The organism is Pseudomonas putida, assembly GCF_030159595.1.
Classification (GTDB): domain Bacteria; phylum Pseudomonadota; class Gammaproteobacteria; order Pseudomonadales; family Pseudomonadaceae; genus Aquipseudomonas; species Aquipseudomonas putida_AC.
Window position 1 is genome coordinate 443614 of record NZ_BSKJ01000002.1, and the last position, 14172, is coordinate 457785.

Genomic DNA, 14172 nt, shown 5'->3' on the forward strand with positions numbered 1-14172 from the left:
CCCCCTTTATACGCAGTAACCCCTTTTGGGGACCCTGGTACAGGCAGGCCGGGATATCCCCTCTTTTATTCGTGCAGTTTCACCTGTACCCGCCAGCGCCCCTCGTCCTCTGCACCGGCCCACTCGCCGTGCAGAGGGCGGGCGGCCACCACCGTCAGCAACAAGCCTTCCTCGCTTTTTTGCACCCGCCAGCTCACCGGCTTCCCTTCCAGGCTCAATTGCCCCTGCTGGGCCTTGCCCTGCGCCTGGAACAGCAACGCAACCGTACCTTCCACGTTCTCGCCATGCAGCTGTGGTTCTTCGTTGAACCAAAGGTCCAGGCCGTTCTGCACCACTTCCACCTGCTGCAACACCCGCTCTTCGGGCGTCGTCAGGCGGCCAATCATCAACCCGACCATAACGCCAACGATCGCCAATGACAGCATCACCCGTGGGAAGGCCTTCGAACGCACGTCCGGTTCAGGGGTAGAATGCCCGTCATCTTCACGCTTGGAGCCGTGCATGTTTCACGTCATCCTTTTTCAACCAGAAATTCCGCCGAATACCGGCAACATCATTCGCCTGTGCGCCAACAGCGGCTGCGACCTGCACCTGATCGAACCCATCAGTTTCGAACTGGATGACAAGCGCCTGCGCCGTGCGGGGCTGGATTACCACGAGTATGCCACGCTCAAGCGCCACGAGAGCCTGGCCGGATGCCTGGAAAGCCTGGGCAACCCACGGCTGTTCGCCTTTACCACCAAGGGTTCGCACCCGTTCCATGAAGTGGCCTACCAGCCGGGCGATGCCTTCCTGTTCGGGCCAGAGAGCCGCGGGTTGCCGGCCGAGGTGCTGGACAGCCTGCCAGCCGAGCAACGCCTGCGCCTGCCGATGCGGCCGGGGTGCCGTAGCCTGAACCTGTCCAATACGGTGGCAGTGACGGTGTATGAAGCGTGGCGGCAGAATGGGTTTGCCGGGAGCTGATCTGTAGCCTGCTCTGGCCTCTTCGCGGGCAAGCCCGCGAAAGGGCCGGTACAGGCAATAAAAAAGCGCCCCGAGAGGCGCTTTCTTGATACCGGCAGCTATTACTGCACAGTTGGCGCAGCGCCCGCTTCCTGCATGCGTTGCAGTTCTTGCGCGTACAGGGCGTCGAAGTTGACCGGCGACAGCATCAGGGCCGGGAACGAACCGCGGGTCACCAGGCTGTCCAGGGTCTCACGGGCGTACGGGAACAGGATGTTCGGGCAGAACGCACCCAGGGTGTGGCTCATCGAAGCTGCGTCGAGGTTGGCGATCAGGAAGATACCGGCCTGCTGCACTTCGGCGATGAAGGCCACTTCGTCACCGTTCTTGACGGTAACCGACAGGGTCAGCACCACCTCGTGGAAGTCACCTTCCAGGGCTTTCTGCTTGGTGTTCAGGTCCAGCGCAACGCTCGGCTCCCAGGTCTGACGGAAGATCTGCGGGCTTTTCGGGGCTTCGAACGACAGGTCGCGCACATAGATGCGCTGCAGGGAGAACTGTGGGCTGTTGTCTTCTGCAGCAGCGCCGTTGGTCTGTTGGTCAGTCATGGCAGATCCTTATCCTAATGTTTTTGAATGCAGTGCAAATCAGGCCGCCAGCAGCGCGTCGAGCTTGCCGGCGCGCTCCAGGGCATAGAGGTCATCGCATCCACCGACATGGGTGCTGCCGATCCAGATCTGCGGCACCGACGTACGGCCGGCCTTCTGGCTCATCTCGGCACGAACCTGCGGCTTGCCATCGACCTTGATTTCCTCGAAGGCCACGCCCTTGCTCTCGAGCAGGTACTTGGCGCGCATGCAGTAGGGGCAGTAGTCGCTGGAGTAGACGATGACGGGCTTCATATCACTTCACCAGGGGCAGGTTATCGGCTTTCCAGCTGGAAACGCCACCGCTCAGTTTGGCAGCGGTGTAGCCAGCCTTGAGCAGTTCGCGGCAGTGGGTGCCGGACTGCTGGCCCATTGCGTCGACGACGATCAGGGTCTTCTCTTTGTGCTTGTCCAGCTCGCTCATGCGGGCGGCCAGCTTGTCCTGCGGAATGTTGATCGCACCGACGATGTGGCCGGCGGCGTATTCTTTGGCAGTACGGATGTCGAGGACCAGGCCCTTGTCGGCATTGACCAGGGCGGTCAGTTGGCCATTGCTCAGGCTCTGGCCGCCACGGCGGATTTCATTGAGCAGCAGCAGGACCAGCAGAACAACGAAGATCGCAACCAGGATGTAGTGATCTGTCGCGAATTGAATCAGGTGAGCAACCATCAGCGGTGTTCCAGGCGATTGAAAATGCCGGCCAGTATACACAGCCCCCCAGTGCCACCAAAGCCCGACGGGCCGGCCGGAAAGGTACCTTCATGTTGCCGCAGTGGCCGCGCTGGTCAGGGAGCAGGACGAATATTCGCCGCAGGTGGCGGATTTGCCCTAAAATGCGTGTCTTTATCATCTTTGAACAACCGTGAGTTTGATTGATGACGAGTACGCCCAAACCCTTGGTCCTGATCATCCTGGATGGCTTCGGCCACAGCGAAATCCCCGAACACAACGCCATCTTTGCCGCCAATACGCCGGTTTATGATCGCCTGCGCGCCACCCAGCCGCATGGCCTCATCTCCGGCTCGGGCATGGATGTCGGCCTGCCGGACGGGCAGATGGGCAACTCCGAAGTCGGTCATATGAACCTGGGTGCCGGACGCGTCGTCTATCAGGACTTCACCCGCGTCACCAAGGCCATCCGCGACGGCGAGTTCTTCGAGAACCCGGTGCTCACCGGTGCCGTGGACAAGGCAGCCAGCGCCGGCAAGGCCGTGCACATCCTCGGCCTGCTGTCCGATGGCGGCGTACACAGCCACCAGGACCATCTGGTGGCCATGGCCGAACTGGCCGCACAGCGTGGCGCCGAGAAGATCTACCTGCATGGCTTCCTCGATGGCCGCGACACCCCGCCACGCAGCGCGCAGTCGTCCATCGAACTGCTCGACGCCACCTTCGCCAAGCTGGGCAAGGGCCGCATCGCCAGCCTGATCGGCCGCTACTTCGCCATGGACCGCGATAACCGCTGGGACCGCGTCAGCGCCGCCTACAAACTGATTGTCGACAGCGCTGCCGAATACACCGCCGAAAGCGCGCTGGCCGGCCTGGAAGCGGCCTACGCCCGTGACGAGAGCGACGAGTTCGTCAAGGCCACGCGCATTGGCGAAGCGGTCAAGGTCGAAGACGGCGATGCCGTGATCTTCATGAACTTCCGCGCCGACCGCGCTCGCGAGCTGTCACGCGCGTTCGTCGAAGCCGACTTCAACGAGTTCCCGCGCGCCCGACTGCCAAAACTGGCGGCCTACATCGGCCTGACCCAGTACTCGGCCAAGATCCCGGCACCGGCAGCCTTTGCACCGGCCAGCCTGAACAATGTGCTGGGCGAATACCTGGCAAAGAACGGCAAAACCCAGTTGCGGATTGCCGAGACCGAGAAGTACGCCCACGTCACCTTCTTCTTCTCCGGCGGCCGCGAAGAGCCGTTCGAAGGCGAAGAACGCATTCTGATCCCGTCGCCAAAGGTCGCCACCTATGACCTGCAACCGGAAATGAACGCGCCGGAAGTGACCGATCGCATTGTCGAAGCCATCGAGCAGCAGCGTTACGACGTGATCGTGGTCAACTACGCCAACGGCGACATGGTTGGCCACACGGGCGTGTTCGAGGCGGCGGTGAAGGCGGTTGAAGCGCTGGATACCTGCGTCGGCCGCATCGTCGAAGCACTGGACAAGGTGGACGGCGAAGCGCTGATCACCGCCGACCACGGCAACGTCGAGCAGATGGAAGACGAGTGCACCGGCCAGGCGCACACCGCACACACCACCGAGCCGGTGCCGTTCATCTATGTGGGCAAGCGCAACGTGAAAGTGCGTGACGGCGGCGTGCTGGCCGACGTGGCGCCGACCATGCTGAAGCTGCTGGGGCTGGAGAAGCCGGTGGAAATGACCGGCACTTCGATCCTGGTTGACGCCTGATTCTGTGTTCGGGGGCCGCTTTGCGGCCCCTTTGCACATGAATTCCGGACAAACGCCCCGCGGCACCCGCAGCGAGGCGTTTTTTTTGCCCGCCCGGGCGGGCATACTAGGCCAGTCTCCATCCTTGGTACGCCAAACCCCATGCTTCGCGCCCTGATCCTACTCGCCCTGTCTTGCCTGCTCAGCCCGGCCTTCGCCGATGAGCGTGCACAGACCCAGCAGCAACTGGACGCCACCCGCCAGGACATTGCCGAGCTCAAGAAGACGCTGGGCAAGCTCCAGGAAGAAAAAGCCGGTGTGCAAAAGGACCTCAAAGCCACCGAGACCGACATCGGCGACCTCGAAAAGCAGGTGGAGGCACTGCAACAAGAACTAAAAAAGACCGAGGGCGATCTGGAGCGCCTTGATACCGAGAAAAAAAAACTCCAGAGCGCCCGCGTTGAACAACAGCGACTGATCGCTATCCAGGCCCGTTCGGCCTACCAGAACAACGGCCGCGAGGAATACCTCAAGCTGCTGCTCAACCAGCAGAATCCTGAGAAGTTCGCCCGCACCCTCACTTATTACGACTACATCAGCAAGGCGCGCCTGGAACAACTGCGCACCTTCAACGAGACCCTGCGCCAGCTGGCCAACGTCGAGCAGGAAATTGCCAGCCAGCAGCAACAGCTGCTGGCCCAGCGCGCCGACCTCGACAGCCGCCGCCAAGCCCTGGAATCCGAGCGCGGCAAGCGCCAGCAGGTGCTGGCCAAGCTCAATGGTGACATGAAGGACCGCGACCAGAAGTTGCAGGCCCGTGAGCAGGACCAGGCTGACCTGTCCAAAGTCCTCAAGACCATTGAGGAAACCCTGGCCCGGCAAGCCCGCGAAGCCGAAGAGGCGCGCAAGAAAGCCTTGCTGGCCCAGCAGGAAGCGGAAAAACGCCGCCAGCAGGAAGCCCTGGCCGCCGCCGCCGCCCGCGAACAGGCCAAGGAACCAGTGGAACCGCCGAAAAAGGCCCGTACCACGCTCGGCCCAATGGTTTCCACCGACGGCGCAAGCTACGGCGGTGCATTTTCTTCCGCACGGGGAAAACTTCCGTGGCCAGTCAACGGTCGATTGCTGGCACGCTTCGGTGATGCCCGCGGCAGCGATGCCCGCGCCAAATGGGACGGGGTGATGATCAGCGCCAACCCAGGCACCCAGGTTCGCGCCGTCCACGGTGGCCGTGTGGTGTTCGCCGACTGGTTGCGCGGTGCCGGGCTTCTGGTCATTCTCGACCATGGCAACGGTTACCTGAGCCTGTACGGCCACAACCAGAGCCTGCTCAAGAGCGCCGGTGATATCGTCAAGGCCGGTGAAGCCATTTCCACCGTTGGCGACAGCGGTGGCCAGGACGCGGCAGGCTTGTACTTCGCCATCCGCCAGCAGGGCCGGCCAACCGACCCTTCGCAATGGTGCCGGGGCTAGTCAAATTTCTACGGCGTAGCCTGCGTGCTGCGCCGATGCTCCCCAGGGAGCGCTTACAGGATCAGGAGTTCGTTCGACATGCTGCACTCGCCTCGTCTCACCCAGCTGGCCCTGTCCATCGCCCTGGCGGTCGGCGCGCCCCTGGCCACCGCCGCCGAGCCGGCCAAGGCCGCCGCAGTGCCTGCGACCGAGGTGACCGCCAAGGCGCCGCTGCCGCTGGAAGAGCTGCGCACCTTCGCCGAGGTCATGGACCGCATCAAGGCGGCCTATGTGGAGCCGGTGGACGACAAGACCCTGCTGGAAAACGCCATCAAGGGCATGCTCAGCAACCTTGACCCACACTCGGCCTACCTCGGCCCCGAGGATTTCCAGGAGCTGCAAGAAAGCACCAGCGGCGAGTTCGGCGGGCTGGGCATCGAAGTGGGCCAGGAAGACGGCTTCATCAAGGTGGTGTCACCGATCGACGACACCCCGGCCTCGCGTGCCGGCGTGCAGGCCGGCGACCTGATCGTCAAGATCAACGGTGCCCCGACTCGCGGGCAGACCATGACCGAGGCCGTCGACAAGATGCGCGGCAAGGTTGGCGAAAAGATCACCCTGACCCTGGTGCGCGACGGCGGCAACCCGTTTGACGTGACCCTGGCCCGCGCGGTCATCCAGGTCAAGAGCGTGAAGAGCCAACTGCTGGAGAACGACTACGGCTACATCCGCATCACCCAGTTCCAGGTCAAGACCGGCGAGGAAGTGGGGAAGGCCTTGGCCAAGCTGCGCAAGGACAACGGCAAGAAACTGCGCGGGGTAGTGCTGGACCTGCGTAATAACCCCGGCGGCGTGCTGCAATCGGCAGTGGAAGTGGCCGACCACTTCCTGACCAAAGGCCTGATCGTCTACACCAAAGGCCGCATCGCCAACTCCGAACTGCGCTTCTCGGCTGACCCGGCCGACGCTAGCGAAGGCGTACCACTGGTAGTGCTGATCAACGGTGGCAGCGCCTCCGCCTCAGAGATCGTTGCCGGCGCCCTGCAAGACCAGAAGCGCGCCGTGCTGATGGGCACCGACAGCTTCGGCAAAGGCTCGGTGCAGACAGTGCTGCCATTGGCCAACGACCGTGCCCTGAAGCTCACCACCGCGCTGTACTTCACCCCCAATGGCCGCTCGATCCAGGCCCAGGGCATCGTCCCCGACATCGAAGTACGCCCGGCCAAGCTCACCGCCGAAGTCGACACCGACAACTTCAAGGAAGCCGACCTGCAGGGCCACTTGGGCAACGGCAACGGCGGCGCCGACCGCCCGACCGGCAGCAGTAAGCGCAAGGAGCGCCCACAGGACGATGACTTCCAGCTGAGCCAGGCCCTCAGCCTGCTCAAAGGGCTGAACATCACCTCGGGCAAATGATCCACGCGATGCGTTACTTGCTGTGCCTGTTGTTCTGCCTGTTGGCCGGCGTCGCGCAAGCGGCGCCGGCCGGCAAGGCCTACATGAGCATCATCATCGACGACCTGGGCCAGAACAGCGAGCGGGACAGCCGCACCCTCGCCCTGCCCGGCCCGGTGACCATGGCGATCATGCCCGACACCCCGCACGCCAGCGACTTCGCCCGCCAGGCCCACAAGGCCGGCAAGACGGTGATCCTGCACATGCCCATGGACCCCGCCACCGGGCCCTATGCCTGGCACCCGGGCATCGCCATCGAGGAACTGGCCCGGCGCCTGGAGACAGCCTTGGCCAAGGTGCCGTACGCTGCCGGCATCAACAACCACATGGGTAGCCGCATGACCGCACAGCGTGAACCCATGGCCTGGCTGATGGGCGAGTTGCAACAACGCCACCTGTTCTTCGTCGACAGCCGCACCAGCGCCGCCACCGTGGCTGCTGCCGAGGCCCAGCGCATCGGACTGGCCCACGTTTCGCGTGATGTATTCCTCGACGATGTGCGCACTACCGAGGCAATCCGCGGCCAGTTGCAGCTAGGCATCGCCCTGGCGCGCAAGCAGGGTTCGGCGGTGTTGATCGGGCATCCTTACCCGCAAACGCTGGAAGTGCTGGAAAGGGAGCTGCCGGGGCTCAAGCGCCAAGGCATCGAATTGATCAGGCTCAAGCAGATGATCGCCGTGCGTAGCAACCAGGCGATGCCGGGGCACGGCAAGAACGGGCGCTACACCAACCGCTGAGAAGCTGGGGCTGCTTTGCAGCTCCAATAAAAAACCCCGCTCACCTGAGCGGGGTTTTCTTTTGCCTCAACAGCAATCAGCTATACACACGCCCCAGCAACTGGCGGTGGCTTTCGAACTGATCCAGCACATCCCGTACGATCTGCTCCGGCGCAAAGCCCATCAGGTCGTACTCCTGGCTACCGTCGTGCAGGTACACCTCGGCACGGTAGAAGCGCTGGCGCACTTCCGGCTCGCCTTCCACCGGCGCCTCGCTCGGCGCGGCCATGTAGCCGTCCAGGCTCACTTCGTAAACGAACGGGTTACCCTCGTCCATCATCACCCGCAGCCCCATCATGTTGCGCGACTGGCCAACACGGGTTTCCACCTCGAAGCCCAGGGTCTGCAACTGCGCAGCGGCTTCTTTCAGCGCAGGGCTGACCTGCTTGTCCATGAAGCGCTGCACCACGGCCTGCGTCGGTTGCAGTTCCAGCTGGGTCAGGCGCTCGGTGAAGCCACGGCGGCCACGGGCAGCCAGTTCGGCGCGCTCGCTTTCAATTACCACGTCCTGCTTCATGGCCTTGTACAAGCCGAACATGAACAGCACCAGCACCACCGAGAACGGCAGGCCTGCCAGCACCACCATGGTTTGCATGGCTTCGAAGTTACCGGCAAACAGCAGGCCGATGGTGACCAGGGTGATGATCACCGACCAGAACACCACCATCCAGTGCGGGGCGTCTTCGTCGACCTTGCCGCCTTTGCACGACAGGTTGGCCATCATCACCGCACCGGAGTCGGCCGGGGTGAGGAACAGCACGAAGCCGACAAACACCGCCACACCGATCACGATCTTGGCCGCCGGGAAGTATTCCAGCAGCTGGTAAATCGACATAGACGGCTGTTCCAGCGCGGTCTTGCCCAGTTCCACAGCACCTTGGTTAATGACCAGGTCCAGTGCGGTGTTGCCGAAGATCGACAGCCAGGCCAGGGTGAAGCCCAACGGGATCAGCAGCACGCCCATCACCAGCTGGCGCACGGTGCGGCCCTTGGAGATACGGGCAATGAACATGCCGACGAACGGGCCCCAGGAGATCCACCAAGCCCAATAGAACACGGTCCACAGGCCCAGCCAGCGCTCGGACTTGCCAGCCTCACCTTCATACACATACAGGTCGAAGGTTTTCAGCACGATGCCGTTGAGGTAGTCACCGATGTTCTGCACGAAGCCATTGAGCAGGTGCAGGGTTTCGCCGCCCAGCAGCACGAAGATCAGCAGGCCGCTGAACAGCATGATGTTCAGGTTGGACAGGCGACGAATGCCGTTTTCCACACCCGAGACCGCAGCCACGGTGGCCACACCCGCCATGACCAGGATCACCACCAGCAGGTTGGTCTTGCTGTGGTCCATGCCGAACAGGTATTCCAGGCCGGATGACACCTGCATCGAGCCGATACCCAGGTTAGTCACCAGGCCCAGCAGGGTGACGAACATGCCGAAGATGTCCACGGCGTTGCCGGCAGCGCCCTTGACCCAACGCTCACCCACCAGCGGGTAGAGCGCCGAGCGCAGTGCCAGCGGCTGGTTGTGGCGATAGGCGAAGTAACCCACGGCCAGGCCGACCAAGACATAGATCGCCCAGCCATGCAGGCCCCAGTGCAGGAAGGTCAGTTGCAGGCCCTGGCGCGCGGCTTCGAGGCTGGCCGGTGTGCCTTCTGGTGGGTTGAAGTAGTGGTCCAGCGGCTCGGAAGCGCCGAAGTACAGCAGCGAAATGCCGATGCCCGACGAGAACAGCATGCCGGCCCAGGCGCCGTAGCTGAAGTCCGGCTGGTCGTCCTTGCCACCCAGCTTGAGGCTGCCGTAGTCGGAGAAGGCCAGGTAGACGACGAACAGCAGGTAACCGCAGATCACCAGCATGTAGTACCAGCCGAAGGTGCGCGTCAGCCATTTCTGGGCCACGCCCAGCACCTGGCCGGCGGTTTCGGGTACAGCGATCAGCAAGGCAGTCAGAACAAGGATCATCAGCGCGGAGGTGAAGAACACCACGCGGTTGACCCGTACCCTCTCGGCGGGGGGCTTGGTAAGTGAGGCAGAACTCATTGCACGAATGCTCCGGGCAGTACGGCTGTGGAGGCTAATCAGTCTTTCCCGAGCAATTGGTGGAATATCCCCACTGCGTCAGGTGTTATAAAAGCACCCTGGAAACCGTGATCCCGAATCGATACGTTGCAAAAAACAGACAGGTGGCCTGCTGAAAATGCCCACGCCTCGGCTGAGGTGCGCGCATTCGTCACAGATCACCCCGCCCGCTCCAAGGGCCTGTCGCAGGGCCAGTGACCGTACGGCAGAATCTGCATTTCGCATCGCTCATGCCCGTCAACGCCTTGTATTCCGGGGGTTACGCGATTTCCTGGGGTGTCAACTCGTGCCTTCTCGACCGCCTGAAAAACTGTCAATGGCACAAATTGTCGCAGAGCTTATTCTTTATTGATTGAACGTTCAATCAAAACAAAATAGACTGGCCTTCGCCGAGTCAGCCGCCCGTCGTCTGCTCGCAGGCCTGAGGAGATAGCAAGATGCCCAAGGTCGGTATGCAACCCATCCGCCGCCAGCAGTTGATCGAAGCCACGTTGCAGGCGGTCGATCAGGTCGGTCTGGGGGACGCCAGCATTGCGCTGATTGCCCGTTTGGCCGGTGTGTCGAACGGCATCATCAGTCACTACTTTCGGGACAAGAACGGCCTGATCGCAGCGACGATGGGTTACATCATGAACATGCTCAACGAAGGCGTTCGAGCACGTCGCCAGGCCCTGACGGACGACAGCCCGCGCGCCCACCTGAAAGTGATCATCGAGGGCAACTTCGATGCCAGCCAGGTGAACGGCCCGGCAATGAAAACCTGGTTGGCCTTCTGGGCTTCCAGCATGCACCAGCCCGATTTGCACAGGTTGCAGCGGATCAACGACCACCGCTTGTATTCCAACCTGTGCTGCCAGTTCCGCCGCGCCCTGCCGCTCTACCATGCGCGCAAGGCAGCCCGCGGCCTGGCAGCCCTTATCGACGGTTTGTGGCTGCGTGGTGCCCTGTCGGGTGATGCATTCGACACCGACCAGGCGATACGGATTGCTTACGAATACATGGATCTACAACTGGCTAAACAGCACACCCTGGGCAAAAACGACCAGGCCGCTGAACAAGCGCGCACGGCCCTTGCCAACCCGGCTGGAGCGTGACGCGCAAGCCAAACCACACACTGCACTTGCGAGGACACTATGGCCCGTTTCGGAACGCAAAAACTCTACATTGATGGCGCTTACGTCGACGCTGGCAGCGATGCCACTTTCGAAGCCATCAACCCGGCTACCGGCGAAGTCCTCGCCCACGTGCAACGTGCCACCGAGGCTGACGTCGAGAAAGCTGTCGAAAGCGCCGAGCGTGGCCAGAAAGTCTGGGCTGCGATGACCGCCATGCAGCGTTCGCGCATCCTGCGTCGCGCCGTCGACATCCTGCGCGAGCGCAACGATGAGCTGGCTCAGCTGGAAACCCTGGACACCGGCAAGTCGTACTCCGAAACCCGCTACGTCGACATCGTCACCGGCGCCGACGTGCTGGAATACTATGCAGGCCTGGTACCGGCCATCGAAGGCGAGCAGATCCCGCTGCGTGAGTCGTCCTTCGTCTACACCCGCCGCGAGCCGCTGGGTGTGACCGTGGGTATCGGCGCCTGGAACTACCCGATCCAGATCGCCCTGTGGAAGTCCGCCCCGGCCCTGGCCGCTGGCAACGCGATGATCTTCAAGCCGTCGGAAGTCACCTCGCTGACCACCCTGAAACTGGCCGAGATCTACACCGAAGCCGGCCTGCCGAACGGTGTGTTCAACGTACTGACCGGCAGCGGCCGCGAAGTCGGCACCTGGCTGACCGAACACCCACGCATCGAAAAAGTCTCGTTCACCGGCGGCACCACCACCGGCAAGAAAGTCATGGCCAGCGCCTCCAGCTCCTCGCTGAAGGAAGTCACCATGGAACTGGGCGGCAAGTCGCCACTGATCATCTGCGCCGATGCCGACCTGGACAAGGCCGCCGACATCGCCATGATGGCCAACTTCTACAGCTCGGGCCAGGTGTGCACCAACGGCACCCGCGTGTTCATCCCTGCCGAGATGAAAGCCGCTTTCGAAGCCAAGATCGCCGAGCGCGTTGCCCGCATCCGTGTTGGCAACCCGGAAGACGAAAACACCAACTTCGGCCCGCTGGTCAGCTTCGCCCACATGGAAAACGTGCTGGGCTATATCGCCAAGGGTAAAGAAGAAGGTGCCCGCGTCCTGTGCGGCGGCGAGCGTCTGACCGAAGGTGAATTCGCCAAGGGCGCCTTCGTGGCCCCGACCGTGTTCACCGACTGCACCGACGACATGACCATCGTCAAGGAAGAGATCTTCGGCCCAGTGATGAGCATCCTCACCTACGAAACCGAAGAAGAAGTGATCCGTCGTGCCAACGACACCGAATACGGCCTGGCCGCCGGTGTGTGCACCAACGACATCACCCGCGCCCACCGCATCATCCACAAGCTGGAAGCCGGTATCTGCTGGATCAACGCCTGGGGTGAATCGCCGGCCGAAATGCCGGTCGGTGGCTACAAGCAGTCGGGCGTCGGCCGTGAGAACGGCGTCAGCTCGCTGGCTCAATACACTCGCATCAAGTCGGTCCAGGTCGAGCTGGGCGGCTACAACTCGGTCTTCTAAGGCCCTGTCCAGCCACGCCCGTGCCTCTGCGCACGGGCGTTCCCGCTCCCTGATCACCGCCAACACGAGGGTACTTTCATGTCCCAAGAATTCGATTACATCATCGTCGGAGCAGGCTCCGCCGGTAACACCCTGGCTACCCGCCTGACCGAAGACGCCGGCGTTACCGTACTGCTGCTGGAAGCCGGTGGCCCCGACTACCGCTTCGACTTCCGCACCCAGATGCCAGCCGCCCTGGCCTTCCCGCTGCAGGGTCGCCGCTACAACTGGGCCTACGAGACCGACCCGGAGCCGTTCATGGACGGCCGCCGCATGGAATGTGGTCGCGGCAAAGGCCTGGGTGGCTCGTCGCTGATCAACGGCATGTGCTACATCCGCGGCAACGCCATGGACTTCGACGGCTGGGCAGAACTGCCAGGCCTCGCTGACTGGACCTACCTGGACTGCCTGCCGTACTTCCGCAAAGCTGAAACCCGCGACATCGGCCCGAACGACTACCACGGCGGCGAAGGCCCGGTCAGCGTTGCCACGCCAAAGGCCGGCAACAACCCGCTGTTCCACGCCATGGTCGATGCCGGCGTGCAGGCTGGTTACCCGCGCACCGAAGACCTCAACGGCTACCAGCAGGAAGGCTTCGGCCCGATGGACCGCTCGGTGACCAAGAACGGCCGCCGCTCCAGCACCGCGCGTGGCTACCTCGATCAGGCCAAGAAGCGTCCGAACCTGACCATCGTTACCCACGCCCTGAGCGACCGCGTGCTGTTCGACGGCAAGCGCGCCGTTGGCGTGACCTATCTGGTTGGCGACAGCGAAGAACGCGTTGAAGCCCGTGCCCGCAAGGAAGTGATCGTCAGCTCCGGCGCCATCGCTTCGCCGCAACTGCTGCAACGCTCCGGCGTCGGCCCGCGCGCCCTGCTGGAAAGCCTCGATATCCCGGTGGTGCACGACTTGCCGGGCGTTGGCGAAAACCTGCAGGACCACCTGGAACTGTACCTGCAATACGCGTGCACCCAGCCCGTATCGCTGTACCCCTCGCTGCTGTGGTGGAACCAGCCGGCCATCGGTGCCGAGTGGATGTTCAACGGCACCGGCATCGGCGCCAGCAACCAGTTCGAGGCTGGCGGTTTCATCCGTACCCGCCCTGAGTTCAAATGGCCGAACATTCAGTACCACTTCCTGCCGGTGGCCATTAACTACAACGGTTCCAATGGCGTGAAGGAACACGGCTTCCAGGCGCACATGGGCTCCATGCGTTCGCCTGCCCGCGGTCGTATCCAGGCCAAGTCGAAGAACCCGCGCCAGCACCCGAGCATCCTGTTCAACTACATGTCCACCGAGCAGGACTGGCAGGAATTCCGTGACGGCATCCGCCTGACCCGTGAAATCATGGCCCAGCCGGCGCTGGACCCGTACCGTGGCCGCGAAATCAGCCCGGGCGCCGACGTGCAAACCGACGAGCAGCTGGACAAGTTCATCCGCGAGCACGCCGAAACCGCCTTCCACCCATCCTGCTCGTGCAAGATGGGCACCGATGACATGGCAGTGGTCGACGGCGAAGGCCGCGTGCACGGCATGAAGGGTCTGCGCGTGGTCGATGCGTCGATCATGCCGCTGATCATCACCGGCAACCTCAACGCCACCACAATCATGATCGCCGAGAAGATCTCGGACAAGATCCGTGGCCGCAAGCCGCTGGCGCGCAGCACTGCCAAGTACTACGTGGCAGGCGATGCACCGGTCAAGGGCAAGCCAATGCGTGAAGTGAAGCAGGCCTGACATCACCACCATTGGGGCTGCTTTGCAGCCCTTCGCGGGCAAGCCCGCTC

At 62.7% G+C, this 14172-nt stretch carries 13 protein-coding genes; 8 read left to right on the plus strand and 5 right to left on the minus strand.

Going from position 1 to position 14172, the window contains the following annotated elements:
* Nucleotides 1-65 precede the first annotated feature (65 nt).
* Nucleotides 66-503, minus strand: coding sequence for a hypothetical protein (locus tag QQL85_RS06295; protein ID WP_284353157.1), 438 nt, complete (start codon nt 501-503; stop codon nt 66-68).
* On the opposite strand from QQL85_RS06295, the gene trmL reads away from it, so the two are divergent.
* Nucleotides 502-963 carry a tRNA (uridine(34)/cytosine(34)/5-carboxymethylaminomethyluridine(34)-2'-O)-methyltransferase TrmL gene (trmL, locus tag QQL85_RS06300; protein ID WP_013974580.1) on the plus strand — a complete coding sequence of 154 codons (462 nt, stop codon included), beginning with the start codon at nt 502-504 and terminating at the stop codon, nt 961-963. The two genes, QQL85_RS06295 and trmL, sit on opposite strands and share 2 nt — an antisense overlap.
* 101 nt (nt 964-1064) lie before the next feature.
* Here the strand turns inward: trmL and secB are convergent, their stop codons facing one another.
* Genes secB through QQL85_RS06315 form a run of 3 tightly spaced genes read right to left on the minus strand, consistent with a single transcriptional unit; the run spans nt 1065 to nt 2259 of the window.
* Nucleotides 1065-1550, minus strand: a complete 486-nt coding sequence (gene secB, locus QQL85_RS06305; RefSeq protein WP_284353156.1) for a protein-export chaperone SecB — start codon at nt 1548-1550, stop codon at nt 1065-1067.
* A 39-nt stretch (nt 1551-1589) separates the two neighbouring features.
* Nucleotides 1590-1844, minus strand: a complete 255-nt coding sequence (grxC, locus tag QQL85_RS06310; RefSeq protein WP_003249204.1) for a glutaredoxin 3 — start codon at nt 1842-1844, stop codon at nt 1590-1592.
* Nucleotide 1845: 1 nt separating this feature from the next.
* Nucleotides 1846-2259, minus strand: coding sequence for a rhodanese-like domain-containing protein (locus tag QQL85_RS06315; protein WP_284353155.1), 414 nt, complete (start codon nt 2257-2259; stop codon nt 1846-1848).
* Nucleotides 2260-2465: 206 nt separating this feature from the next.
* On the opposite strand from QQL85_RS06315, the gene gpmI reads away from it, so the two are divergent.
* From gpmI to QQL85_RS06335, 4 genes are all read left to right on the plus strand, one after another.
* Nucleotides 2466-4001, plus strand: a complete 1536-nt coding sequence (gene gpmI / locus QQL85_RS06320; RefSeq protein ID WP_284353154.1) for a 2,3-bisphosphoglycerate-independent phosphoglycerate mutase — start codon at nt 2466-2468, stop codon at nt 3999-4001.
* A 141-nt stretch (nt 4002-4142) separates the two neighbouring features.
* On the plus strand, nt 4143-5450 hold the full coding sequence (locus tag QQL85_RS06325) for a murein hydrolase activator EnvC family protein (protein ID WP_284353153.1): 1308 nt from the start codon (nt 4143-4145) through the stop codon (nt 5448-5450).
* 78 nt (nt 5451-5528) lie between these two features.
* Nucleotides 5529-6845: a S41 family peptidase gene (locus tag QQL85_RS06330; protein ID WP_284353152.1), complete on the plus strand. Its 1317-nt coding sequence runs from the start codon at nt 5529-5531 to the stop codon at nt 6843-6845.
* A gap of 8 nt (nt 6846-6853) precedes the next feature.
* Nucleotides 6854-7621 carry a divergent polysaccharide deacetylase family protein gene (locus QQL85_RS06335; protein WP_284353151.1) on the plus strand — a complete coding sequence of 256 codons (768 nt, stop codon included), beginning with the start codon at nt 6854-6856 and terminating at the stop codon, nt 7619-7621.
* Between the two features lie 76 nt (nt 7622-7697).
* Here the strand turns inward: QQL85_RS06335 and QQL85_RS06340 are convergent, their stop codons facing one another.
* Nucleotides 7698-9644 carry a BCCT family transporter gene (locus QQL85_RS06340; protein ID WP_284353459.1) on the minus strand — a complete coding sequence of 649 codons (1947 nt, stop codon included), beginning with the start codon at nt 9642-9644 and terminating at the stop codon, nt 7698-7700.
* 533 nt (nt 9645-10177) lie between these two features.
* On the opposite strand from QQL85_RS06340, the gene betI reads away from it, so the two are divergent.
* From betI to betA, 3 genes are all read left to right on the plus strand, one after another.
* Nucleotides 10178-10834 carry a transcriptional regulator BetI gene (gene betI / locus QQL85_RS06345; RefSeq protein WP_284353150.1) on the plus strand — a complete coding sequence of 219 codons (657 nt, stop codon included), beginning with the start codon at nt 10178-10180 and terminating at the stop codon, nt 10832-10834.
* A gap of 39 nt (nt 10835-10873) precedes the next feature.
* Nucleotides 10874-12346: a betaine-aldehyde dehydrogenase gene (betB, locus tag QQL85_RS06350; protein WP_284353149.1), complete on the plus strand. Its 1473-nt coding sequence runs from the start codon at nt 10874-10876 to the stop codon at nt 12344-12346.
* A gap of 78 nt (nt 12347-12424) precedes the next feature.
* Complete coding sequence (gene betA / locus QQL85_RS06355; RefSeq protein WP_284353148.1) at nt 12425-14122, plus strand: choline dehydrogenase; 1698 nt, start codon at nt 12425-12427, stop codon at nt 14120-14122.
* The last annotated feature ends 50 nt before the right edge of the window (nt 14123-14172 follow it).

Coding starts and splice junctions, on each gene's coding strand:
- grxC (WP_003249204.1), bottom strand. CDS start 1,844: ATGAAGCCCGTCATCGTCTACTCCAGCGACTACTGCCCCTACTGCATG.
- secB (WP_284353156.1), bottom strand. CDS start 1,550: ATGACTGACCAACAGACCAACGGCGCTGCTGCAGAAGACAACAGCCCA.
- betI (WP_284353150.1), top strand. CDS start 10,178: ATGCCCAAGGTCGGTATGCAACCCATCCGCCGCCAGCAGTTGATCGAA.
- QQL85_RS06335 (WP_284353151.1), top strand. CDS start 6,854: ATGCGTTACTTGCTGTGCCTGTTGTTCTGCCTGTTGGCCGGCGTCGCG.
- betB (WP_284353149.1), top strand. CDS start 10,874: ATGGCCCGTTTCGGAACGCAAAAACTCTACATTGATGGCGCTTACGTC.
- trmL (WP_013974580.1), top strand. CDS start 502: ATGTTTCACGTCATCCTTTTTCAACCAGAAATTCCGCCGAATACCGGC.
- gpmI (WP_284353154.1), top strand. CDS start 2,466: ATGACGAGTACGCCCAAACCCTTGGTCCTGATCATCCTGGATGGCTTC.
- QQL85_RS06330 (WP_284353152.1), top strand. CDS start 5,529: ATGCTGCACTCGCCTCGTCTCACCCAGCTGGCCCTGTCCATCGCCCTG.
- betA (WP_284353148.1), top strand. CDS start 12,425: ATGTCCCAAGAATTCGATTACATCATCGTCGGAGCAGGCTCCGCCGGT.
- QQL85_RS06295 (WP_284353157.1), bottom strand. CDS start 503: ATGCACGGCTCCAAGCGTGAAGATGACGGGCATTCTACCCCTGAACCG.
- QQL85_RS06315 (WP_284353155.1), bottom strand. CDS start 2,259: ATGGTTGCTCACCTGATTCAATTCGCGACAGATCACTACATCCTGGTT.
- QQL85_RS06325 (WP_284353153.1), top strand. CDS start 4,143: ATGCTTCGCGCCCTGATCCTACTCGCCCTGTCTTGCCTGCTCAGCCCG.